The sequence below is a fragment of the Rhodococcus sp. WAY2 genome (genome assembly GCF_009859915.1).
Taxonomy (GTDB): domain Bacteria; phylum Actinomycetota; class Actinomycetes; order Mycobacteriales; family Mycobacteriaceae; genus Rhodococcus_F; species Rhodococcus_F oxybenzonivorans.
Genome location: NZ_CP046572.1, coordinates 2,803,818 through 2,826,609 on the forward strand (window position 1 = coordinate 2,803,818; position 22,792 = coordinate 2,826,609).

The 22,792-nt window shown below is 66.3% G+C and carries 23 protein-coding genes; 11 read left to right on the forward strand and 12 right to left on the reverse strand.

What is annotated here, in order from left to right:
- Window positions 1–82 precede the first annotated feature (82 nt).
- Together GFS60_RS13010 and ilvA are read left to right on the forward strand one after the other, a co-directional pair.
- Entirely contained in the window at window positions 83–517 is a 435-nt protein-coding gene (locus GFS60_RS13010; protein ID WP_159921749.1) for a nitroreductase family deazaflavin-dependent oxidoreductase, read from the forward strand.
- A gap of 49 nt (window positions 518–566) precedes the next feature.
- Window positions 567–1,916, forward strand: a complete 1,350-nt coding sequence (gene ilvA / locus GFS60_RS13015; RefSeq protein WP_159921751.1) for a threonine ammonia-lyase IlvA — start codon at window positions 567–569, stop codon at window positions 1,914–1,916.
- Window position 1,917: 1 nt separating this feature from the next.
- On the opposite strand, the gene GFS60_RS13020 is transcribed toward ilvA, so the two are convergent.
- Complete coding sequence (locus GFS60_RS13020) at window positions 1,918–2,442, reverse strand: TetR/AcrR family transcriptional regulator (protein WP_159921753.1); 525 nt, start codon at window positions 2,440–2,442, stop codon at window positions 1,918–1,920.
- A gap of 122 nt (window positions 2,443–2,564) precedes the next feature.
- Between GFS60_RS13020 and GFS60_RS13025 the strand changes: the two genes are divergently transcribed.
- On the forward strand, window positions 2,565–4,145 hold the full coding sequence (locus GFS60_RS13025; RefSeq protein WP_159921755.1) for an MFS transporter: 1,581 nt from the start codon (window positions 2,565–2,567) through the stop codon (window positions 4,143–4,145).
- On the opposite strand, the gene treZ is transcribed toward GFS60_RS13025, so the two are convergent.
- The 5 genes from treZ to GFS60_RS38585 form a co-directional block, all read right to left on the reverse strand.
- Window positions 4,097–5,845, reverse strand: a complete 1,749-nt coding sequence (gene treZ, locus GFS60_RS13030; protein ID WP_159921757.1) for a malto-oligosyltrehalose trehalohydrolase — start codon at window positions 5,843–5,845, stop codon at window positions 4,097–4,099. The two genes, GFS60_RS13025 and treZ, sit on opposite strands and share 49 nt — an antisense overlap.
- Before the next feature lie 90 nt (window positions 5,846–5,935).
- Window positions 5,936–7,282 (reverse strand): permease prefix domain 1-containing protein, encoded by a 1,347-nt coding sequence (locus tag GFS60_RS13035; RefSeq protein WP_159921759.1) that lies wholly within the window; start codon window positions 7,280–7,282, stop codon window positions 5,936–5,938.
- Window positions 7,282–7,644, reverse strand: a complete 363-nt coding sequence (locus GFS60_RS13040) for a PadR family transcriptional regulator (RefSeq protein WP_159921761.1) — start codon at window positions 7,642–7,644, stop codon at window positions 7,282–7,284. The genes GFS60_RS13035 and GFS60_RS13040 overlap by 1 nt, the downstream gene beginning before the upstream one ends.
- 86 nt (window positions 7,645–7,730) lie before the next feature.
- Window positions 7,731–8,153, reverse strand: coding sequence for a hypothetical protein (locus tag GFS60_RS13045; protein ID WP_159921763.1), 423 nt, complete (start codon window positions 8,151–8,153; stop codon window positions 7,731–7,733).
- A 34-nt stretch (window positions 8,154–8,187) separates the two neighbouring features.
- Entirely contained in the window at window positions 8,188–8,331 is a 144-nt protein-coding gene (locus tag GFS60_RS38585) for a hypothetical protein (protein WP_201453563.1), read from the reverse strand.
- A 110-nt stretch (window positions 8,332–8,441) separates the two neighbouring features.
- On the opposite strand from GFS60_RS38585, the gene GFS60_RS13050 reads away from it, so the two are divergent.
- The 3 genes from GFS60_RS13050 to GFS60_RS13060 all read left to right on the forward strand — a co-directional run bounded on the left by GFS60_RS13050 (window position 8,442) and on the right by GFS60_RS13060 (window position 9,832).
- Window positions 8,442–8,630, forward strand: coding sequence for a DUF1918 domain-containing protein (locus GFS60_RS13050; protein ID WP_109329317.1), 189 nt, complete (start codon window positions 8,442–8,444; stop codon window positions 8,628–8,630).
- A gap of 81 nt (window positions 8,631–8,711) precedes the next feature.
- Window positions 8,712–9,347 (forward strand): TetR/AcrR family transcriptional regulator, encoded by a 636-nt coding sequence (locus GFS60_RS13055; protein ID WP_159921765.1) that lies wholly within the window; start codon window positions 8,712–8,714, stop codon window positions 9,345–9,347.
- A gap of 137 nt (window positions 9,348–9,484) precedes the next feature.
- The gene (locus tag GFS60_RS13060; protein WP_159921767.1) at window positions 9,485–9,832 is read left to right on the forward strand and encodes a PLD nuclease N-terminal domain-containing protein; all 348 of its coding nucleotides are present in this window, start codon (window positions 9,485–9,487) and stop codon (window positions 9,830–9,832) included.
- A gap of 13 nt (window positions 9,833–9,845) precedes the next feature.
- On the opposite strand, the gene GFS60_RS13065 is transcribed toward GFS60_RS13060, so the two are convergent.
- From GFS60_RS13065 to GFS60_RS13080, 4 genes are read right to left on the reverse strand one after another with little or no spacing between them, the layout of a single operon-like run.
- Window positions 9,846–10,787: an NADP-dependent oxidoreductase gene (locus tag GFS60_RS13065; RefSeq protein ID WP_159921769.1), complete on the reverse strand. Its 942-nt coding sequence runs from the start codon at window positions 10,785–10,787 to the stop codon at window positions 9,846–9,848.
- Window positions 10,784–13,171 (reverse strand): malto-oligosyltrehalose synthase, encoded by a 2,388-nt coding sequence (treY, locus tag GFS60_RS13070; protein WP_159921771.1) that lies wholly within the window; start codon window positions 13,169–13,171, stop codon window positions 10,784–10,786. Before treY ends, GFS60_RS13065 begins: the two co-directional genes overlap by 4 nt.
- A 12-nt stretch (window positions 13,172–13,183) precedes the next feature.
- Window positions 13,184–15,445, reverse strand: coding sequence for a glycogen debranching protein GlgX (gene glgX, locus GFS60_RS13075; protein WP_159921773.1), 2,262 nt, complete (start codon window positions 15,443–15,445; stop codon window positions 13,184–13,186).
- A 32-nt stretch (window positions 15,446–15,477) separates the two neighbouring features.
- Complete coding sequence (locus tag GFS60_RS13080) at window positions 15,478–16,791, reverse strand: adenosylmethionine--8-amino-7-oxononanoate transaminase (RefSeq protein WP_159921775.1); 1,314 nt, start codon at window positions 16,789–16,791, stop codon at window positions 15,478–15,480.
- Between the two features lie 77 nt (window positions 16,792–16,868).
- Between GFS60_RS13080 and GFS60_RS13085 the strand changes: the two genes are divergently transcribed.
- Together GFS60_RS13085 and bioD are read left to right on the forward strand one after the other, a co-directional pair.
- Window positions 16,869–18,011, forward strand: coding sequence for an 8-amino-7-oxononanoate synthase (locus GFS60_RS13085; protein ID WP_159921777.1), 1,143 nt, complete (start codon window positions 16,869–16,871; stop codon window positions 18,009–18,011).
- Window positions 18,008–18,718, forward strand: coding sequence for a dethiobiotin synthase (gene bioD / locus GFS60_RS13090; protein ID WP_159921779.1), 711 nt, complete (start codon window positions 18,008–18,010; stop codon window positions 18,716–18,718). Before GFS60_RS13085 ends, bioD begins: the two co-directional genes overlap by 4 nt.
- Before the next feature lie 36 nt (window positions 18,719–18,754).
- Here the strand turns inward: bioD and GFS60_RS13095 are convergent, their stop codons facing one another.
- Together GFS60_RS13095 and GFS60_RS13100 are read right to left on the reverse strand one after the other, a co-directional pair.
- A complete protein-coding gene (locus GFS60_RS13095) occupies window positions 18,755–19,162 on the reverse strand; it encodes a VOC family protein (protein ID WP_397518052.1) in 408 nt (135 codons plus the stop codon).
- A complete protein-coding gene (locus GFS60_RS13100) occupies window positions 19,159–19,545 on the reverse strand; it encodes a VOC family protein (RefSeq protein ID WP_159921781.1) in 387 nt (128 codons plus the stop codon). The genes GFS60_RS13095 and GFS60_RS13100 overlap by 4 nt, the downstream gene beginning before the upstream one ends.
- Window positions 19,546–19,718: 173 nt before the next feature.
- On the opposite strand from GFS60_RS13100, the gene GFS60_RS13105 reads away from it, so the two are divergent.
- Genes GFS60_RS13105 through GFS60_RS13115 form a run of 3 tightly spaced genes read left to right on the forward strand, consistent with a single transcriptional unit; the run spans window position 19,719 to window position 22,792 of the window.
- A complete protein-coding gene (locus tag GFS60_RS13105; RefSeq protein ID WP_109329332.1) occupies window positions 19,719–20,003 on the forward strand; it encodes a hypothetical protein in 285 nt (94 codons plus the stop codon).
- On the forward strand, window positions 20,000–20,824 hold the full coding sequence (locus GFS60_RS13110; RefSeq protein ID WP_159921783.1) for a hypothetical protein: 825 nt from the start codon (window positions 20,000–20,002) through the stop codon (window positions 20,822–20,824). The genes GFS60_RS13105 and GFS60_RS13110 overlap by 4 nt, the downstream gene beginning before the upstream one ends.
- Window positions 20,825–20,860: 36 nt before the next feature.
- Window positions 20,861–22,792 carry a fumarate reductase/succinate dehydrogenase flavoprotein subunit gene (locus GFS60_RS13115; protein ID WP_159921785.1) on the forward strand — a complete coding sequence of 644 codons (1,932 nt, stop codon included), beginning with the start codon at window positions 20,861–20,863 and terminating at the stop codon, window positions 22,790–22,792.

Sequence of the window (22,792 nt, forward strand, 5' to 3'; positions counted from 1 at the left end):
TTCGGTCCAACGAACACTCGCGCTCGCTGTCGATTCGAAGCGTTCGGTGGCGCAGACCGGATGGTCGGGGTTCACTGGACGCATGCCACTCACAGGTGAATACGAACCCAGTCCGTCCAAGTGGGCCGCAGATCAAGCGGAGTTGATCGAATCGAGCAACGGCACCGAAGGTACGACGCTCAATGGAATGCCGGTCGTCCTGTTGACCACCCGCGGCGCGAAATCCGGGAAGCTTCGCAAGACCCCGCTGATGCGCGTCGAGCATGACGGAAAGTATGCGATCGTGGCGTCCCTCGGCGGCGCTCCGAAGAACCCCGTGTGGTACTACAACGTGAAGGCCGATCCGCACGTCGAGCTCCGGGACGGTCGAACGACACGGGACATGGTGGCCCGGGAGGTGACCGGCGAGGAGAAGGCAGCCTGGTGGGAGCGCGCAGTCGCTGCGTTCCCCAACTACGCCGATTATCAGAAGAACACCGACCGGGAAATTCCCGTCTTCGTTCTCGAGCCCGCCTGAGAATTGCCCCGGCTGGTACGGCGGGCTGTGGTGGTGGGAACATATGCGGGTGTCCACATCGCCCGATACCGCAGCCCGCAACACCACTTCGCCCCTGACCGTGGGCGACATCGACGCGGCGATCGAGCGAATTTCCCACGTGATCGACGCCACGCCGCTGCAATGGAGCGAGCGACTGTCGGCGCTCACCGGCGCGAATGTCTATCTCAAGCGTGAGGACCTACAGGTCGTCCGCTCCTACAAGCTGCGGGGCGCCTACAACCTCATGGCTCAGCTCGCCCCGGACGAACGTGCGGCGGGTGTGGTGACGGCCAGCGCGGGCAATCATGCGCAGGGAGTGGCCTTCGCCTGCCGCGCAATGGGAATCGTCGGACGAATCTATGTTCCGTCCAGTACGCCGAAGCAGAAGCGCGACCGCATCCGCGCGCACGGCGGCGAGTTCGTCGAACTCATTCTGACGGGGGAGACCTACGATGCCGCGGCCGCTGCCGCCACCGCCGATGTGCTGCGCACCGGGGCGACGATGGTCCCACCGTTCGACGACGCACGCACTGCGGCGGGCCAGGGGACGATCGCCGCCGAGATCCTTGCGCAGCTCGACACGGTTCCCGACGCGGTGGTCGTCCCGGTCGGGGGAGGCGGGTGCATCGCCGGTATGGCGACCTATCTTCACGCTCACGCGCCGCGGACTGCCCTCGTCGGCGTGGAGCCGACCGGCGCGGCGTCGATGACCGCCGCCCTGGTGGCCGGGGCGCCGGTCACGCTGTCGGAGATCGACCCGTTCGTCGACGGTGCCTCGGTGAAGCGGGTCGGCGACCTGCCGTTCGCCGTCGTGTCCGCGCTCGGCGCCGAGGTCGTTTCGCATACGGCGCTGCTGCAGGCTGACGGGTCGACGATCCGACTCGATCCGGAGAGCTTCGTCATGACGAACCTCGACGAAGGTGCCTTGTGCACCACGATGCTCGAGCTGTACCAGAACGAGGGCATCATCGCCGAGCCCGCCGGCGCACTGTCCGTCGCCGCCCTCGGCAGCATCACGTTCGAACCCGGTTCGACGGTGGTGTGCCTCGTGTCGGGCGGTAACAACGACGTCTCGCGTTATGGCGAAATTCTGGAACGGTCGCTGGTGCATCTCGGTCTCAAGCACTACTTCCTCGTCGATTTTCCGCAGGAACCGGGCGCGCTGCGACGATTCCTGGACGAGGTGCTCGGTCCCGAGGACGACATCACGCTGTTCGAGTACGTCAAACGGAACAACCGTGAGACCGGCGCCGCCCTGGTAGGTATCGAGTTGGGGAATGCGGACGGTCTCGGCGACCTCCTCGAGCGGATGGAGCACTCGCAGATGCAGGTGGAGCGGCTTGAACCGGGTAGCCCGGCGTACCGCTACCTCACCTGAGTTACTTCTGCAGGAGTCGCTCCACGACCTTGCTGTACAGCGCGGGTTCGGGCAGGGGGAGTCCGAGTAGTGCTGCGAGGTAAATTCCGTCGCCGACCAGTCGGACGATCTCGGCCTGCACCGGGTCGTCGATTTCGCTGTGCAGGCCTTCGTCCCAGCCGCGCATGACCTCGATCACCGCTCGCTGGATCTCGTCGTGTTGTCCGTCGACGCTGCGCAATGCGGCGATGGTGGATCGATAGAGGGCCAGCTCTTCCGTCGTGCTGGCATCCGGAACCTGGAGATACCACTCGGACAGCGAGGTGCCGCCTGAGACGGCGTCGGCGAGCTGGGCGTCGGCGCGCTCGCCCAGGCGACGCACCATCGCCGCGAGAAGTGCCTCTTTGCTGGGGAAGTGGTACAGGAGACCACCCTTGGAGACCTCTGCTTCGGCGGCGACTGCTTCGAGTGTCACCTGGGCGATTCCCACGTCGAGTAACAACTTCTCGAGGGCGTCGAGTATTCGATCGCGCGTACCGGCAGCCATGAAGAGGGACTGTACCTGGAAATAACTTTACCGTCCGGACGGTTCAAGCTACAGTAGCCAGCTGTACCGGCTGGACGGTTTACCTACCGTGTCGGCCCTCCGAGGAAAGTCGTAGGAAAGAAATGTCTGTCTCCACGGATCGCGGGATCAACGACGCCTTCGGCGCGCCGGATCAGGCATCCGCGTCACGCCGAGACTGGCTCGGGCTCGTCGTTCTGGCGTTTGCCGTACTCCTCATCGCCGTCGACGGCACGGTGCTCGATCTCGCTCTTCCCTTCATCAGTGCCGATCTCGAGCCGAGCAGCACCCAGCTGCTGTGGATCATCGATGTCTACTCCTTCGTGCTCGCCGGACTGCTCATCACGATGGGCACCCTCGGTGACCGCATCGGCCGACGGCGCCTACTGCTCGTGGGCGCTGCCGGTTTCGGTATCGCCTCGTTGATCGCGGCGTGGGCGCCCACCCCGGAGATGCTCATCGTCGCGCGGGTTCTGCAGGGAATCTCCGGTGCAACCCTCATGCCGGCGACTCTCGGGCTGATTCGGACGATCTTCGCCAACCCTCGCGAGCGCACACTGGCGATCGGTGTGTGGGGCGCGATGGCCGGCGGCGGAACCGCGGCCGGCCCTCTGATCGGGGGCTGGCTACTCGAACACTTCTGGTGGGGTTCGGTGTTCCTGATCAACATCCCGGTGATGCTGGTCCTCATCGTCGCCGGACCGCTCGTGATCCCCGAGTCGAAGGATCCGACACCGGGTCGCTTCGACCTGCTCAGCGCTGCGCTGTCGATGTCGACGATGCTGCCGCTCGTGTATGCGGTGAAGGAAACGGTGGTCCACGGGTTCGCGCTGGAACTCCTTGCGATCGGCCTGGTCGGCGCGGCGTCGGGCGTGGCATTCGTGCGCAGGCAGCGCGCGATGAAAGATCCGATGATCGACGTCGCGCTGTTCGCCAAGCCGGCCTTCTCGACGGCCGTCCTCACGAACCTACTGTCTATCTTCGCCCTGGCAGGCGTGCTGTTCTTCGGATCCCAGTATCTGCAGCTGGTGCTGGGTAACACGGCATTGGAATCGGGTGTGCTGATGCTCCCCGGCATGCTGCTCAGCGCTGTCACCGCGCTCGCCGCCGCCTGGATGGTGCGCCGATGGTCGACGTCCCACGTCCTCGGTGGGGGCCTCGCGGTCGCCGGACTCGGTGCCGCGATGATGCTGACACTGAGTGTCGACGGTGCCCCGACGATGTTCGTCGCCGGCTTCGCCCTCGCCGGGGCCGGTGTCGGAATTGCCTTGACCCTGACATCCGACCTCGTTGTCAGTGCGGTCGAGCCCGAGCGGGCGGGCGCCGCCTCGGCCGTGTCCGAGACGGCGTACGAACTCGGTGTCGCACTGGGTGTCGCGGTCCTGGGCAGCGTGGTGATGGCCTTCTTCCGCGGCGGCCTCGACACATCGATGCTGGCACCGGAACGGGTGGACGCGGCCCGGGGCACGCTCGGTGCGGCGGTCGCGGAAGCCGAGCATCTACCCGATACGTCGCGATCGGTCTTTCTGGAGTCGGCGCAGTCGGCGTTCGTCGAGGGCATGCACGTGGCCGCAGGCGCCACCGCGCTGATTCTGTTCGCCACCGCGGTGCTCGTGCTCCGGATGCTGCGCGGCCGTCAGCCCGAGGCGACAGTGCGCGAGGCATCGAGCACCACGAACGAGTGACCCGGCACGATCGTCGCCGACGCGGTCTCGTCCTGCTTCGGCGGCTCCCACCACAACACGGGGGAGCCGCCGACCGGCACGGTCACCGGGTCCGCTCCGAGATTGCACGCGAGTCGCAGCGCACCGCGATGCACCACGACCCAGCATTCGTCCTCGTCGTAGTCGACGGTGAGGTCGCTCAGCCACGGATCGGTCAGCTCGACGCGTTCACGTCGCAGGCGAAGCAACGCGCGGTAGCACTCGAGTAACCGGGCATGGGGTTCGCGCCCTCGTTCGTCCCAATTCAGCTTCGAGCGCTGGAAAGTGAGCGGGTCCTGCGGGTCCGGGACGTCCTCGGTACTCCAGCCGTGCTCGGCGAACTCGGCTTTGCGGCCTTCCGCGGTTGCCCGTGCCAGCTCGGGCTCCGGATGCGAGGTGAAGAACTGGAAGGGTGTGCTCGCGCCCCACTCCTCGCCCATGAACAGCATCGGCGTGAACGGCGAGCACAACACGAGTGCCGCCTTCACGGCCAGCTGCCCCGAGTCGAGATAGGCGCCCGGGCGGTCACCGATCGCCCGATTACCCACTTGATCATGTGTGCAGGTGTAGGTGACCAGCGAACTGGCCGGAATCTGCCGCGTGTCCAAACGACGCCCGTGGATGCGTCCGCGGAACGTCGAGTACGTGCCGGCGTGAAACCAGCCCTGCCGCATCGTTTCCGCCAGGCACGCGAGTGACCCGAAGTCACCGTAATAACCCTGCCGTTCACCCGACACCGCGGCGTGGACTGCGTGATGCATGTCGTCGTCCCACTGCGCGTCGAGGCCGTACCCACCGGCAGAACGCGGAGTGATCAACTTCGGATCGTTGAGATCGCTTTCGGCAATGAGGGTCAGCGGCCGACCCAGATGGGCAGAGAGGCGGCGCGTTTCGACAGCCAGTTGTTCGAGGAGGTGGGTCGCGGTGTGGTCGACGAGGGCGTGGACCGCGTCGAGACGCAGCGCGTCGACATGAAACTCCTCGAACCAGCGGAGCGCGTTGTCGATGATGTAGCGCCGCACATGGTCGCTGCCGGGGCCGTCGAGGTTGATGCTGCGACCCCACGTGTTCGCGCCCTGCGCCAGGTAGGGGCCGTAGCGGTCGAGGTAGTTTCCCGATGGTCCCAGGTGGTTGTAGACCACATCGAGTACCACTCCGAGGCCGCGCGCGTGGCAGGCGTCGACCAGGGCCTGCAGGCCGTCGGGACCTCCGTAGGCCTCGTGCACGGTGTACCAGAGGACGCCGTCGTATCCCCAGTTGTGGGTTCCGTTGAAACCGTTGACGGGCATCACTTCCACGAAGTCGATCCCGAGTTCCACGAGGTGGTCGAGCTTGTCGACGGCCGCGGCGAAGGTTCCTTCGGGCGTAAAGGTTCCGATGTGAAGTTCGTAGATGGAGGCCCCGGCGAGCTGGCGGCCGTGCCACTGCGAGTCCGTCCACGCGTCCCGGTCGACGGTGTGAAGCTGTGACGGTGCGTGCACGCCGTCGGGTTGGCGTGGCGAACGGGGGTCGGGGAGGGCGGTGTCGTCATCGTCGAGAAGGAAGCCGTACCGCGAGTCGTCAGACGCGTCGACCTCCGCTCGCCACCAGCCGTCGGGAGAGGGTGTCATGTCGTGACTTCGGCCGTCGACGTCCACGCGAACGGCGCTCGGAATCGGGGCCCATACCTCGAAAGTGTGCACCCGATAAGCATGCCTTGCCCTCGCGCGGCGTGCAGGGTTGTCGGCCCCGGCTGGTCAGACAGCTCTGCCGCCGACGCGACTGGGTCATGGTTACATGAAATCGAAGGCGGGGGGCACCGCAATCATGGCGACGGCGGCCCACCCGCCGTACACGGGCAGATATCGGGTTTGCCAGCGCTCGACAGCGCCGAACCCGCACCGACCGCGGACGAAGCCGAAACCGAGTCGAGCGGACCACACCAGGTTGACCAACAACACCACGTTCAGTCCCAGCGCGGTCACTTTGTTCGGTGTGAAGCCGAATTCCGCGATGCGACTGAGCATGGCGGTCAGCATCAGCACGTCGACGGCGAGTGCGCTGACGACGAGGACGACTTGCAGCTTGTCGAACAGGTCGGGAGGTGCCAGCGGATCACGTGCGGAGATCGCGTACAACAGCAGGCCGAGCACGAGCACGAGAATGAGATCCATGAGGATGAGCAGATCTCGGTCGACGCCGACGACGCTGCGGGCAGCCACGAACGCCGTCAGCAGTGCCAGCAACATGAGAATGGTGAGAGGTGTGAACACGCGAGTGAGCACGGGGGCGATGTTCTCGATGACGTCCTGCTTCGCCTCCACGAGCCAGGCCGCCACGAGAATCGCGCCGGCAATGCCGAAGGGCAGGATCCACTGCTCGATGACCCACTCGACATCGAGGTCCAGGGAGGCGAATGCGCCGACAGTCAGGCCGATCAGCACTCCGCCACCGAGCGCAAGCAGGGCCATATAGACCACCCACTCGCCGGTGAACCGGACGAAGTCCATGCGGCGCCCTTGGGATCGCCAGTCGCCACCGACATAGGCCAGCCCGGCGACGAACCACAGCGCAATGGGCGCATGGATCGCCGCGATCACTTCCGTCGACCCGTTGTCGACGAACGGAAAGAGATTCAGGACGAGTGCTGCGACCGCGAAGGGCACAGTGAGGACTGCGGCGCCGCGCACTGTCATCTTCCGTTTCCACGCGAAGTATGCCGTCAGGAACGGAAGTACGAGGAGGCTGATATCTCGGGCCAGGGCAAGTTCGGGCAGCAGCTCCATCCCGGCCTTGACGGCCAGTCCCGCTCCGACGGCGAGGGCCAGGACGACGCTCAGTTCGCGCTTGGAGGAAGTCGTTTCGGGTTCCGCGGTGGCCGGCATCAGCACCAGTTGCTTCCACAGCCGGTCGGAATGCTCGAGCGCGAACTCGCGGGAGATCGCGTCGAGGTTGCCCATACGTCCGACGGCGACGAGGAAGGCCTCGGCCGCCGTCAGCCCGACCGCGGAGAGGTCGGAGACCTGATCGCGGAGGTGACCTTCCATTTCGTCGACATCGGCACTCGAGATCACGCGGTGGCCCCGAACGTAACCACGCCACTGGCCGATCTGCGATTCCAGCTCTGCGTCGGTATCCATCACGACCACCCCTCGGCGGCGGCCGGTGGAAGCTGAGCCGACTGCCACACTCGATGCAGGGCTTCCGCAACGACGTTCCACTGCATGCGCCGGTCGGCGAGCATGTCCCTGCCGGGATCGGTAATGGCGTAGTGCTTACGCCGCCTGCCGTTCTCGGCCGTGCGCCAGGTTGCCGTGACGTACCCTGATCGCTCGAGGCGATGCAGGAGCGGGTACAGCATCCCGTCCGTCCACTGCATCCGCCCGCCCGACAACTCGTTGACGCGCTTGATGATGGCGTAGCCGTAGGACTCGCCGTCGGCGAGAATGCCGAGCACGAGCGGGGTGGCCGAGGCTGCCACCAAGTCCTTGTCGATGAACATCCGAGCTCCATACCTAGTTCCTCTAGGGTTCGAAGTTGACCCTAGCAGATCTAGGTATGAAGGGAGCTCCCTGATCTCCGGATGATTCACTGTTCTCCGGGTGATTCGATTCGATCGAGCAGCCACCGGGGTCCGACTGTGCCGGCCCCGAGCGCCTCGACCCGAGAGCGGAGTCCGCGATCCGCCGTCACCACCCTGACCGGCCGGTCGCTGTTCGTTTCGACCGCTTCAGCCACGATCCCGACGATTGCGTCATCACCGGATTCGTCTGCCCGCACCACCCGCAGCTGTTGCGAATTCACCTTCGCCTCGTCGGCGACCGCGACTCGCGCAGCGCCTTCGAGCACGGCAATCACCTCGGGTGGTTCATCGAGGCGTTCCTGCCACCGGGCCAGATTCACGAGCAATCGCCGGGCGGCACCGCCGCGATCACGCCACCAACCATCGGGCCTGGAACCGACGACGTTCGCGGCATCCACCACGATGAGAACGGATCTGGCATCGGTCATGAGCGACGGTTCCCACGCGTCGGCACGGGGGCGCTCAGTCCTTGCCGGAGTCTTCGACCTTCTCGATGATTTCGGCGCCGAGGACCGACAGTCGGTGTTCCTCGGCATCCTGCACGGTGCCGAAGTCGTGCTCTTCCAAGACGTTGTGGTCCTTGTCGAGGTATCGGTAGGTTGCCATGTCCCCACGATGGCACATCGAGTCTGCACATGCCGGTGAGTCAGCCCTTTCGCCGGCGGTCGCGAAGTAGCAAGCTTGAGGTGACGAGTCCAGTATCGCGAGGAGCAGTCATGCACGTAGCAGTGGGAGACCGGTTGCACGTCCAGGGCAGGGTTGTGGGAGCGCACGCGCACACCGCCGAAGTCGTGGAGGTACATGGGGAGAACGGCGAACCGCCCTACCTGGTCCGGTACGACGACGGTCACGAAGCGCTGGTGTTTCCAGGGCCCGACGCCTGGGTGGAACATCCGCAGTCGTAGGGCATCGACGCGTGGGTGGACCACGGTGACTCACCGCATTGGTTGCAGGGGCGCTGCTTCCAATGCGGTTAGCATGAGTTCGTGCTGGAACCGGTCAGAAGGACCTACAGTTCGCCGTTGCGCGCGGAGTCGGCGCGCCGCACCCGCGTCCTCGTCCGGGATGCTGCGGCCCGACTGTTCGTGGACCGGGGCTATGTGAGCACCACGGTGCGCACGGTTGCCGAAGCAGCGGGAGTCGCAACGCGGACGGTGTTCACGGCGTTCCCGGGTGGGAAGGCCGAGCTGTTCCACGAGGCGCTCGCCGCCGCCATCGAGGGCGGCGACGACAGCATGCCGACCGTGTATGCGTCTGCCTCTCGCGACGGCGATCCGGTCGAACGCATCCTCGACGAAGTGGTGGGGTACGGCGCTGACGTCCTCGAACGGGCTGGGACTCTCATGTTGACGTCGATCAAGAGTTCGGGCGCCGACGAGGACATGAGGCGATTCGCCGAGGAGGGCGCCCGAGCGTCCGCCGCGAACGCGATGACCCTTGCCGAAGGGCTTGCCGCGCACGACCTGCTGCGACCGGAGATCTCCGTGCAGCGAGCGGCGGACGTGCTCTTCACCGTCGTCTCACCCCAGGTTCATTCCATGCTTCGGCACGACTGCGGGTGGGACATCGACGAGTACCGCAACTGGGTCAAGGCGATGATCAGGGCAAGCCTGCTCCATTGACCCGGAACGCTCTGTGGTTTCATGGGCGCAGTAATTCCATGGACACAGTAATTCCATGGACACCGCCGTTTCACGACACGTCATTCCGTGGGACACCGCGCTCGGCATTCCCGGCGCGCTTCGGAGGGGGAATCTCGGTGCCGTACTTTGTCTTCGGTCTCGTCACTCTGCTGTTGTGGGTCTACTGCCTCGTCGACGTGATCACGCGGAACGAGTCCGATATTCGGCACTTGCCCAAGATGGTGTGGCTGCTGATCGTGCTGCTCCTGCCGACCGTCGGGTCGTTGGTCTGGTTGTTCGTCGGCCGCGGTGCAGGAGTCCGCAGACCGGGCACGACAGGCGGGTTCGGTGAGTACGAGCGCCCCGGCCGTCACGTGGCACAGAACCCGGACGACGACGAAGCGTTTCTCCGGCAGTGCCGCGAACGCGCCGAAGAGCAACGCCGTATCGCGCGGCGTCGGAGCGAAGAGTCCGGCGAGCCCTGAGGCTGCGCAGCCGTTACGGAAGCAGGACGAACTTCCCCGCAGGATGGGGACCGGCAAGTTCTGTGTGGGCGCGTCCGGCCTCGGCCAGCCAGTACGTCCGGGCGACCCGCACCCTGAGGTCGCCGCGGTCCGCGAGATCGACGACCACCGATCGGAGGCGTCGTCGCACTTCTCGACTGGCCGGATTCTTGCCACCCACGCCGAGGAAGCCGGCGTCGACCGCACGCGGTACTGCCAGGGTCGTGACCATCCGGGACGGGTCGCGTACCGATGCGACGGACACGTCGACAGCCTCCTCGCCGCCGACCGTGTCGATGACGGCGTCCACGCCATCCGGCGCGAGGACGCGGACGCGATCTGCAAGACCGTCTCCATAGGACACCGGGGTGGCGCCGAGCGACCGGACGTAGTCGTGATGTCCCGGCCGGGCCGTGCCGATCACCGTCGCGCCCCGGCCGCAGGCCACTTGGACGACGCACGACCCGACAGCGCCGGCCGCTCCGTGGACGAGAACCAGATCTCCCGAACCGACCTGGATGACGTCGAGTGTCTCGACTGCGGTCGTACCGGCCACCAGGAGCCCGGCGGCCTCGTTCCACGGGAGCGAGGGCGGTTTGCGGACAACGGAATCCGCGCCGACGACGAGTCGATCCGCGTACGCCCCATCGACCGGGTATGCGATCACTTCGTCGCCGGGTGAAAGTGGCCCGTCCGGACCCGTCGCATCCCCGCCGACCTCGACGATCACGCCGGCCGCCTCGGCACCGAGGCCCATCGGCAGGGAATCGGGATTGGTGCCGAATGCGCCGCTGTACCGCTTGTAGTCGATGGGATTGACGCCGATCGCCCGGACTTCGATCGCGACCTCACCGCGCGCCGGCGGCACCGGGTCGACCTCCACGACAGTGAGGACCTCGGGACCTCCGTAACCTCGGGCAATGACGCGTCGCGTCATGACCCTGGCAACTCGGCTACCGAAGTTCGGCTGAGCAGGGCCACCGGGTAGCGATCGAACAGGCTGGACAGCCGAACGTGGCCGGACTCTACGTCCTCGGCGGTCAGCAGGTTCGTCCACGAACCCTCCGGCAACGTGAATTCGGTGTCGCCCCAACCGCGTTCGCTGAGCCGGACGCTGTGCCGGGTCGCGAGAGCGATGACATCCTGGGCCGCACCGGATCGGCCTCGCGCGAAGCCGATCAGGTGGGCGGCCGCACTTCCCGAGGCGAACACCGGTGTGTACGTGTCGAAACTTTCGGGACGTGTTCGGCGCAGCCTGAGTGCGGTACGAACAACGTGGAGCTTGGCCGCGCCGGTGGCGTCGACAGGAGGGAGGTCGAGTCCGTCGAGCGCGCGTCGGCGAACGTCATAGTCCACCAGGCGCCGGTTGTCGGGGTCGACGAGCGAGTCTTCCCACAACTCCGTTCCCTGATAGACATCCGGTATCCCGGGTCCACAGAGCTGGAGCAGCTTCTGGCCCAGAGCGTCCGACCAACCGTGGGGTGCCAGCTGGGTGCAGATCGAACCGAGGGCGTTGCCGACGGCACCGTCGATCACCGTGTCCAGCCAGCGATGGAGATCGCGTTCGAATTCTTCGTCGACATCGTTCCAGGATGTGCGGGTGCCCGCCTCGCGGACCGCCTTCTCGGCGTAGGCGTGGATGCGATCGCGGAAGTCCGGAACGTCCGCGGCCGCGCGGCCGTCCACCGGCCAGACCCCGAACAGGTTCTGCCACAGAAACAATCCGAGGGCCGGGTCGGGACTGGGGGCGATGCGCTCCCATTGATCCACGCACTCCGCCCACAGGCTCGGCACCTGGGACAAGACGCCGATACGTGCGCGGACATCCTCACCGCGCTTCGTGTCGTGGGTGGACAGGGTGGTCATCGCCCTCGGCCACCGCGTCGCCCGCCCGGCGAACGCCAGGTGGAACTCGGCGGGGGACACGCCCACCGTCGCGGGATCACCACCCACTTCCTGGAGCGAGACGAGGCGAGCGGTGCGATAGAACAGGCAGTCCTCGACGGATTTCGCCATGACCGCACCGCACACCTGGTGGAACCGCGTCGCCGCCTCACCCCCACGAATGAGGGCCGACGCCAAGGCCGCCAACGGCTCCGCCATGCGCGGCTCCTCGGCGACCACGCTCCCGATCACCCGGTGCGCCAGGCCGGCGAGGGGACTGTAGTCGGACCGGTACACGGGCATGGCCGCGACCACCGCGATGACCGCGTCTCGGACGTCCTCGACGACGTAGTCGCCGTCGGCTTCCCGAAGGATCGCCCGCACAAGCCGCCGGACCTCCGGAGCGAGCATCGTGCTCGCCACTTCTCGTTTGATCTCGGGTTCGCGCTGTCGAAGCCAGGCGCTGTCTCCCCGCTCTTCGGTCCGGGCCGCAGACAGCGCAGTCAGCGCGGGCGCCCCGGACGAATCGAGGAACACCCCACCCAGTTCGGCCAGCGCGTCGTATCCGGTGGTGCCGTCGATCGGCAGGTGATCGTCGAGTGGTTCCTCATGACCCAGAATTTTCTCGATCACGAGCCACCGATCGGGGCCGATCATGGCGCGGAGCCGGTCGAGGTAACCCGCCGGATCGGCCAGCCCGTCGGGATGATCGATGCGCACACCGTCGACGAGGTCGTCCGCGATCCAGCTCTGCAGCTCGCGGTGTGAGGCGTCGAACACGCGTGGGTCCTCTTGTCGGATCCCGGCGAGATCACTGACCGCGAAGAACCGCCGGTAGCCGATGATTCCCGAGTTCCACGGGACCAGGCGATACGACTGCGCCTCGTGCACGGCCCGCGCGTCTTCCGAGTCGGTGCCCGGGGCGATCGGGAAGCGGTGCTCATAGAACGCGAGAAGCGGTTCTTCGCTTGTGCGGTCGACCGTGAACGCGTCGAGGTCGGAGTCCGATCCCAGAACGGGGAGCGCCAGCTTCCCGTTCGCACCGTTGTCCGGCCGCCAGTCGATATCGAAGAAGTCGGCGTAGTCGGATCGCTGTCCGTGGGTGAGAACGTCCCACCACCAGGCATTCTCGCGGGGGTTGGCGACGCCCACGTGGTTGGGAACGAGATCGACGACGAGTCCCATTCCCCGCCGCCGTAGCTCCTCGGACAGGGCTGTGAGAGCCTGCCGACCACCGAGTGCCGGGGACACGGTCGTCACATCGGTCACGTCGTACCCGTGTGTCGAACCCTTGCTGGCGGTGAGGATCGGCGACAGGTAGACGTGTGAGACGCCGAGGTCGTCGAGATAGTCGGCGACCGCAGCGGCGTCCGTCAAGGTGAAGGCGTCGCCGCGCAGCTGGAGCCGATAGGTCGCGGTAATCGTCGGATTCCCCATGCTCGCCCGGCCTCAGGCGGTCCGTCGCAGCACGACCAGCGAGCGCGCCTCGACCTCGAGCGGCTTCCCGGCCTCGATCACCGCGTCGTTCGACCCCGTCGGCACCGCGGTGTCGAGCACCACGGTCCACTCGTTCGCGTAATCGGAGTTCGGCGTCGAGAACTCGATGGCGTCGTCGTGGGCGTTGAAACACATCAGGAACGAATCCCCGACGACCCGCTCGCCGCGATGATTGGGCTCAGGGATCCCCTCACCGTTGAGGAACACGGCCAGCGACTTGCCGAACCCGCTGTCCCAGTCCGCGGGTGTCATCTCCTCACCGGACGGGGTGAGCCAGGCGATGTCCCGAGTCTGGTCCCCGCTGCGGATGGGGGTGCCATCGAAGAAACGTCGCCTGCGGAACACCGGGTTCTTGGCCCGCAGGTCGATCACTCGTTTGGTGAACTCGACGAGGTCGGCGTTGGTGTCGGCGAGTGACCAGTCCATCCACGACAATTCCGAATCCTGGCAGTACACATTGTTGTTGCCCTGCTGAGTCCGGCCCATCTCGTCGCCGTGCGCGATCATCGGAGTGCCTTGGCTGAGCATCAGGGTGGCCATGATGTTGCGGCTCTGACGGCCACGGAGGTCGAGCACCTCGGGGTCGTCCGTCGGTCCCTCGACACCACAGTTCCACGAACGGTTGTGGCTTTCGCCGTCGTTGTTGTCCTCGCCGTTGGCCTCGTTGTGCTTCTCGTTGTAGGAGACGAGGTCGCGCAAGGTGAATCCGTCGTGAGCGATGACGAAGTTGATACTCGCACCGGGACGGCGGCCCGTCGCCTCGTAGAGGTCCGAGGAGCCGGTGAGGCGGGAGGCGAACTCGCCGAGGGTGGCGGGCTCACCGCGCCAGTAGTCCCGAACCGTGTCGCGGTACTTGCCGTTCCACTCGGTCCACAGTCCTGGGAAATTGCCCACCTGGTAACCACCCTCGCCGACGTCCCACGGCTCGGCGATGAGTTTCACCTGGCTGACGATCGGATCCTGCTGCACGAGGTCGAAGAAGGCGGACAGTCGATCGACGTCATGTAGTTCCCGGGCCAGCGTGGAGGCGAGGTCGAAACGGAAACCGTCGACGTGCATCTCGGTCACCCAGTAGCGGAGCGAATCCATGATCAGTTGCAGTGTGTGGGGATGGCGGGCGTTGAGGCTGTTGCCCGTTCCCGTGTAGTCCATGTAGTGCTCGAGGTCACCGTCGACGAGCCGGTAGTAGGCGGCGTTGTCGATGCCGCGGAAGCTGATCGTGGGGCCGAGATGGTTTCCCTCGGCCGTGTGGTTGTAGACGACGTCGAGAATCACCTCGATGCCGGCCTCGTGGAAGGCGCGCACCATCGCCTTGAACTCGGACACCGCGCCACCGGGCTTCTCGGCGGACGAGTAGCCCGTGTGGGGAGCGAGGAAGCCGAAGGTGTTGTACCCCCAGTAGTTACGCAGACCTTTGTCGAGCAGCGTCTGGTCGTGCATGAACTGGTGCACCGGCATCAATTCGATCGCGGTGACGCCGAGATCGACCAGATGATCGATGATTGCGGGATGGGCGAGACCGGCGTACGTGCCGCGGAGCTCTTCGGGTACATCGGGGTGCGTCGCGGTCATCCCCTTGACGTGGGCTTCGTAGATGACGGTCTCGTGATAGGGGCGTTTCGGCGCCCGGTCGGTGGCCCAGTCGAAGAACGGGTTGATCACCACGGTCGTCATGGTGTGGCCCAGCGAATCGTGCCCGGGCAGGGGAGAACCGGGGTCGTCCTCGTTCTGCTCGGCGCCGTTCTGCGCGTCTTCGTCCTGGCCGCTGTCGGCCGCGGCAACGCCCTCGGCGTCGGTGCCGGCCGCGGGGTCGGCGTCTTCCGCCGGCTCGGGCAGATCGATGTCGTACGAGAACAACGACCGATCCCCGTCGAACTCCCCGTCGAACGCCTTGCCGTACGGGTCGAGGAGCAACTTGCTGGGGTCGCAGCGATGTCCCGCCGCGGGATCCCACGGGCCGTGGATGCGGTATCCGTACCGCTGTCCGGGTTCGACGGTCGGCAGATAGGCGTGCCAGACGTATCCGTCCACCTCGTCGAGACGCACCCTGGTCTCGGTTCCGTCCCGGGCGATGAGGCAGAGGTCGACCGCCTCCGCGACCTCGGAGAAGACCGCGAAATTCGTCCCTGCGCCGTCATAGGTGGCGCCCAGTGGGTAGGCCGTTCCGGGCCACACGGGGATGTGTGTGGTGCCGATCTCGTCGCTGGCAGTCATGAGAAGAACATTAGCCCGCGGCGCTCCGGCGCTCAGCTCGAGGCGAGAGGGGTTCCGGCGCCGCGCGAGCTACCTGCCGCGGCAAGCATTCCGGCTGTGATGTTCCGCACGTCGTCCCCGGTGGACACGTAGGGAGGCATGGCGTAGATCAGGTTGCGGAACGGTCGAAGCCAGACCCCGGCGTCCACCGCCGCGTCGGTCGCCGCCTGCATGTCGACGGGGTCGGTGAGTTCGATGACGCCGATACCGCCGAGCACCCGCACATCCCGCACGCCGGGCAGGTCGCGGGCAGGAGCGAGGCCGGACTCGAGTCCGCGGTGCAGCGCCGCGACCTCACCCCGCCAGTCGCGCGCGAGCAGCAATTCGACGGCGGCGACGGCGACAGCGCACGCGAGGGGATTGGCCATGAACGTGGGACCGTGCATCAGTCCACCGGCATCCCCGGCGCTGATGGTCTCGGCCACCTCGGTGCTGCAGAGGGTGGCCCCGAGCGTGAGGTACCCGCCGGTGAGCGCCTTGCCGATACACATGACGTCCGGGCTGACACCCGCGTGCTCGGCGGCGAACAGCTCACCGGTCCGGCCGAACCCTGTCGCGATCTCGTCGAAGACCAGCAAGAGTCCGTGCTCGTCGCAGATTCTTCGTAGTTCCGTCAGGTAGCGGGAATCGTGGAAGCGCATACCGCCCGCACCCTGGACCACCGGCTCCACGATGACCGCCGCGAGCTCGTCGGCATGCGAGCGTGCGAGGCGCTCGAACTCGTCGACGTACTGCGGATCGAAGTCGCGTGGGGGCGGTCCTGCGAACACCTGCCGGGTGAGCACGTCCGTCCACAGCGAATGCATCCCGCCGTCCGGATCGCAGACGCTCATCGGGGCGAAGGTGTCACCGTGATAGCCGCCGCGCCAGGTCAGGAGCCGGTGCTTCTGCGGCTTGCCCCGGCTGCGCCAGTACTGCAGGCACATCTTCACGGCCACCTCGACCGACACGGAACCGGAGTCGGCGAGGAAGACCTTGTCGAGCCCGTCCGGCGTGATGTCGACGAGCAGTCGCGCCAGCCGCGCCGCAGGCTCGTGGGTGAGACCCCCGAACATGACGTGGCTCATCCGCCCCAGCTGCTCCGCGGCCGCAGCATCGAGAACGGGGTGGCGATAGCCGTGCACTGCCGCCCACCAGGAACTCATTCCGTCCACCAGTTCGCGCCCGTCCGCCAGGACGAGGCGCGTGCCCCTGGCCTCGGTCACGACCAGCGGGGTGGTGGAGGAGGGAAAGGCGCCGTAGGGATGCCACAGCAGCGAGGCGTCGAGGGACGTGATCTCTTCGGCGGTCAGGCTGGGATGGGTCACGTTCGTGACCCTAGCCACTGGACGAAAAGGGGGCCCACCCGGGTTGAACACTGTTCAAGTCCCGTATCGTTCCGGAGGTGAGCAACGATCGCACCTTCTCCACGTGGCTCGACGACGTCGAGCATCGACGTCGTGTCGCCGGACTGCGCCGTGAGCTGCGTCCGCGGACGGCCGGAAGCGCACTCATCGACCTTGCCTCGAACGACTACCTGGGTCTCGTCCGTCATCCCGAGGTACTGCACGGAGCGATGACAGCTCTACGCAGATGGGGTGCGGGAGCGACGGGTTCTCGTCTTGTCACGGGATCGACCACCGAACACCAACTGCTGGAATCGGAACTCGCCGAGTTCGTGGGCGCAGAGGCCGGCTTGGTGTTCTCGTCCGGCTACACCGCCAACCTCGGGGCTGTGACCGCGCTGTCGGGGGCAGGGTCGTTGATCGTCAGCGATGCGGGCAGCCACGCCTCCCTCGTCGACGCCTGCCGGCTTTCCCGCGCCCGCGTCGTCGTCGCGCCGCACTCGGACATCGAGTTCGTCCGGGCCGCGCTGGCCACCCGGTCGGAAGAACGCGCCCTGGTCGTCACCGATTCGGTCTTCAGCGCTGACGGCGATCTGGCACCGCTCGTCGCGATGCACCGGGTGTGTCGCGACACCGGCGCCGTCCTCGTGGTCGACGAGGCCCACGGTGTCGGTGTGCGCGGCGAGGGCGGGCGGGGGCTGGTCCACGAGGTCGGGCTCGCGGGTGAACCGGACATCGTGATCACTGCGACGCTGTCGAAGTCCCTTGCCAGCCAGGGCGGTGCAGTCCTGGCCTCCGAGAAGGTGCGCGCCCATCTGATCGACGCCGCCCGCACCTTCATCTTCGACACCGGTCTGGCGCCCGCCGCGGTAGGAGCGGCGAGGGCGGCGCTGTCGGTGCTGACACGCGAACCGCACCGCGCGGCTGCCGTGCTCGACCGCGCGCGGGACCTTGCGCGTTTCACCGGCGCCGCGACTCCGGAATCCGCCGTGGTGTCCGTGATCCTCGGTGATCCTCAGCACGCGGTCGACGCGGCAGCCGCATGCCGGGAGCTGGGTGTGCATGTCGGGTGCTTCCGGCCGCCGTCGGTGCCGGAGGGCACGTCGCGACTGCGACTCACCGCCCGGGCGACATTGGACGAAAAGGAATTGGCGCTGATCGAGACGGTGCTCACCAGCGTGGTGGCGGGAGCCTCGGCATGAGTGTGCTCGTGGTGACGGGAACGTCGACCGATGTGGGCAAGACCGTCGTCACCGCCGCACTCGCTGTGACGGCTCAGGCCGCGGGCCGTTCCGTCGCCGTGTGCAAACCGGCGCAGACGGGCGTCGCCCCGGGAGAGCCGGGTGACCTCGCCGAGGTGACCCGGCTGTCCGGTGTCACCGCGGTGCGGGAACTCGCGCGTTATCCCGAGCCGCTCGCCCCCGACACCGCGGCCCGACGGAGCGGTATGCCGCTGCTGCACTGCGCCGACGTGGTGGCGGCGGTCCGGGCGCTCGATGCCGGGCACGACCTCGTCCTCGTCGAAGGTGCCGGTGGTCTGCTGGTCCGGATGGGGGAGGCCGGGTTCACGCTCGTCGACGTTGCGCGTGCGCTCGATGCGCCGGTCGTCGTGGTCGCGGCCGCCGGGCTGGGCACCCTCAATCACACCGAACTGACCATCCGGGCCATCACCGGTGCCGGGCTGTCCTGCGCCGGCACGATCATCGGGTCGTGGCCCGATCACCCCGGGCTCGCCGAGCGCTGCAACCTCGTCGACCTGCCCGTCGTGACGGGAAGCGGCGTGGTCGGCAGTGTGCCCGCGGGCAGTGGCAGCCTCGACGCGGAGACGTTCTCCGCAGCAGCACCGGGTTGGTTCGACAGCGGTTGGCGGACGTCGGTGCTCACCGGAAACTTCCTGACCGGACACTGATCGGGCGCACCGGGCGAGCGACGCCGTGGTGCCGGGTCAGGACTCGGACAACACCGACAGGATGTTCCCGGCGGGGTCGGTGAACCAGGCGATTTCGGGGCCGTTGCCGCGCATGATCCCCTTGTCGTCCTGCTCGAAACCGTCGTACCGCAGGAAGTGCACCCCGCGTTCGGTCAGGGCGTCGACCGTCTTGTCGACGTCGTCGACGGCGAAGTTCACGATGGTGTACGTCGCCGGTGTGTGGTCGGGTTTCGGGTAGATGAGCACCACTGGTCCGTTCGGCAGATGCAGCCCCAGTAATCCCATCTCCTCCTCGGTCACCTCGAGTCCCAAGGTGGTGGTGTAGAAGGACTCGGCGGCGGCAATGTCGTTCACCGCGAATCCACTGAATCCTCGCGACTGGGCCAACACGTCGGTTCGCCCGCTTTCCTGTCGAGTGGTCATGACATCTCCGCTCGCGCACGCTCGCTGAGCTCGATGATCTGTACGTAGTTTCCGTCCGGGTCGATCGCGGTGCCGAACCAGCTGCCGTCGCGATCTTCGAGCGGCGACAACCACGTGACACCCAGGTCGTCGAGACGCCCGGCGGCGGCGCGCGCATCGGCGACCTCCACGTTGAGCAGGATGCGTCCGGGTTCGGGGTTCGTGTCGCCGACATCGTCGCGGCGGTCGATCATGATGTAGAAACCGTCGAAGTCGAGTACGTCGTACCCCGGCTCGCCCGGCGTGCGATCGACCTTCGGTGAGAAGGCTGCGGCATACCAGTCCCGCAGTCGCTCAGGATGTGTGCTGGCGAGCAAGATGCTGCCGATGGCTGCGTCGGCCATGATTTCCTCCAGATGTTCGAGAGTGCTGTTGCCTTTCCGAAGGTATGGACTCGTGCGATCGCGGAAAGTCATCGCTGCGGGACTCGCCGGGCCGAAAAGCCGCCCGTATCCGGCGGGAAGTCGGTAGTGTGATACGCGTCACGGGTTCATCCGTCTGGGTTGGGAGGGGTCCAATGTCGACCTCCGAAATGCTCGAATTGAATCGCACGATCAACCACCTCCGGCGGTGCGTCGGGTCGTTGCGTTCGATGTATGGCGACGCTGCACAGGTGCGCCGGCTCAGTAACGATCTCGAGCGCCTCGAGATCGACGCCCAGGAACTCGACACGTCGCCGCCGCATGTCACGCGCCGCGAACCCGTCGAGCGGATCAAGATCCCCGACGTCCCCTACGACGCCTCGATGTGGGCGGGTGTCGACGACGAAGGTCTCGGCGGCTGCCACTACGAGCGCGGATGAGCGCGCCACCGAAAAATTCCGAAAATCTGGGTGTTGCGTCCCCGAGGCGTGCCCGAATCGCGGAACGGACACTACGCACCGACCGGTGGTGGCAGGCGCCGCTGCTGACCGTGCTCGGACTCGCGGCGTTCGTGATCTACGCGTCGATTCGTTCGTGGGTACGGACCGCCTACTTCGCCGAGGAATACCACTACCTGACGCCGTTCTACTCACCCTGCCTGAGTGATTCGTGCGTGCCCGGGTCGAGTGACTTCGGAACTCCGATCGGCGAATTGCCGATGATCATTCCGCTCGGGTTCCTCGTGTTGCCGTTCCTCCTGGGGTTCCGGCTCACGTGCTACTACTACCGCAAGGCGTATTACCGCTCGATCTGGCTCTCGCCCCCGGCGTGTGCCGTGGCCGAACCCCACCGAACCTATACCGGTGAGACACGCCTTCCGCTGATCGTCCAGAACGTCCACCGATACTTCTTCTACGTCGCGGTGATCGTCTCGCTGATCAACACCTACGACGCCATCCGAGCGTTCCACGGCGCGGACGGGGGTTTCGGCATCGGGCTGGGCACACTCATCCTGGTCGGCAACGTCATCCTGCTCTGGGCGTACACCGTGTCCTGCCATTCATGCCGGCACGTCGTCGGCGGGCGGCTCACCCACTTCTCGAAGCACCCCGTCCGCTACTGGTTGTGGACCCAGGTGAGCAAGCTCAACGTACGCCACATGCAGCTGGCCTGGACCACCCTCGCCACGCTGATGATCACCGACTTCTACGTGATGCTCGTGTCCAGTGGGACTCTGTCGGACTTGCGACTGATCAACTGACCGCGCATCGAAGCCGCCGAACACGAGGGGAGTGGAATGACGGAAGTCGAACGGCACCGGTACGACGTCGTGGTGATCGGTGCGGGTGGCGCCGGACTGCGAGCGGTCATCGAGGCACGCGAGCAAGGCCTGTCCGTCGCCGTCGTCTGTAAATCGCTGTTCGGCAAGGCGCACACCGTGATGGCGGAGGGTGGCTGCGCGGCCGCGATGGGCAACGCGAACGACAAGGACACCTGGCAGACCCACTTCCAGGACACGATGCGTGGGGGGAAGTTCCTCAACAACTGGCGGATGGCCGAACTGCATGCGCGTGAGGCGCCCGACCGAGTCTGGGAACTCGAGACCTACGGGGCGTTGTTCGACCGCACCCCGGACGGGCGGATCAGCCAGCGCAACTTCGGGGGTCATACGTATCCGCGGCTGGCGCACGTCGGTGACCGCACCGGTCTCGAACTGATCCGGACGATGCAACAGAAGATCGTGTCGCTGCAGCAGGAAGATTTCGCCGCCACCGGCGACTACGAGGCGCGGGTCAAGATATTCGCCGAATGCACCATCTCGGAACTGGTCAAGGATGGCGACCGCATCTCGGGTGCGTTCGGGTATTGGCGGGAAAGCGGCCGATTCATCCTCTTCAAGGCTCCTGCCGTGGTGATGGCGACAGGGGGGATCGGGAAGTCGTTCAAGGTCACCTCCAACTCCTGGGAGTACACCGGCGACGGACACGCTCTCGCACTGCGTGCGGGGGCCAACCTGATCAACATGGAATTCGTCCAATTCCACCCGACCGGCATGGTGTGGCCGCCGAGTGTCAAAGGCATCCTCGTCACCGAGGGCGTGCGCGGCGACGGCGGGGTCCTCAAGAACGCCGAGGGTGAACGGTTCATGTTCAGCTACATTCCCCCGGTCTTCAAGGGCCAATACGCGGAGACGGAGGAGGAGGCCGACGGCTGGTACAAGGACTCCGACAACAATCGCCGTACCCCCGATCTGCTGCCCCGCGACGAGGTCGCGCGAGCCATCAACTCCGAAGTCAAAGCCGGGCGGCAGACACCGCACGGCGGCGTGTATCTCGACATCGCCTCCCGGATGCCCGCCGACGAGATCGTGCGCCGGCTCCCGTCTATGTACCACCAGTTCAAGGAACTCGCGGACGTCGACATCACCAAGGAACAGATGGAAGTCGGCCCCACCTGCCACTACGTCATGGGAGGCATCGAGGTCGACCCCGACAGCGGCGCGGCCAGTGTTCCGGGTCTCTTCGCGGCGGGGGAGTGCTCGGGCGGAATGCACGGGTCCAATCGGCTCGGCGGAAATTCGCTTTCCGACCTCCTCGTCTTCGGACGTCGCGCCGGACTGGGCGCCGCGACGTACGTGTCTTCGCTGACGGACCGGCCGTCCGTGTCGGACGAAGCCGTCGATGCGGCCGCACGAATGTTGCTGTCGCCATTCGACTCCGGGCAGGAGGGGGAAGCGGTCGAGAATCCATATACCCTGCACACCGAGTTGCAACAGAACATGAACGACCTCGTCGGCATCATTCGCAAGGCCGACGAAATCGAGCGCGCACTCGACAAGCTCGCCGATATCAAGAGCCGGATCGGTGCCGTCGTCGTGGAAGGGCACCGTCAGTTCAATCCCGGATGGCACCTTGCCGTCGACCTGCGCAACATGGTCCTCGTCAGCGAGTGCGTGGCGCGGGCGGCATTGACCCGCACCGAAAGTCGCGGTGGGCACACCCGGGACGACCACCCCGCCATGGATGCGCAATGGCGCAACACCCTGCTCGTCTGCAGTGTGGAGGGCGACATGGCATCCCATCCGGATGCCGTGATCCCCGATGTGGTTGTCACGCGGGAGCAGCAGGAGCCGATGCGATCAGACCTGCTGGAGCTCTTCGAGGCCGACGAACTCGCCAAGTACTACACCGACGCGGAACTCGCCGGGCATCCCGGGAGAAAGGCCTGA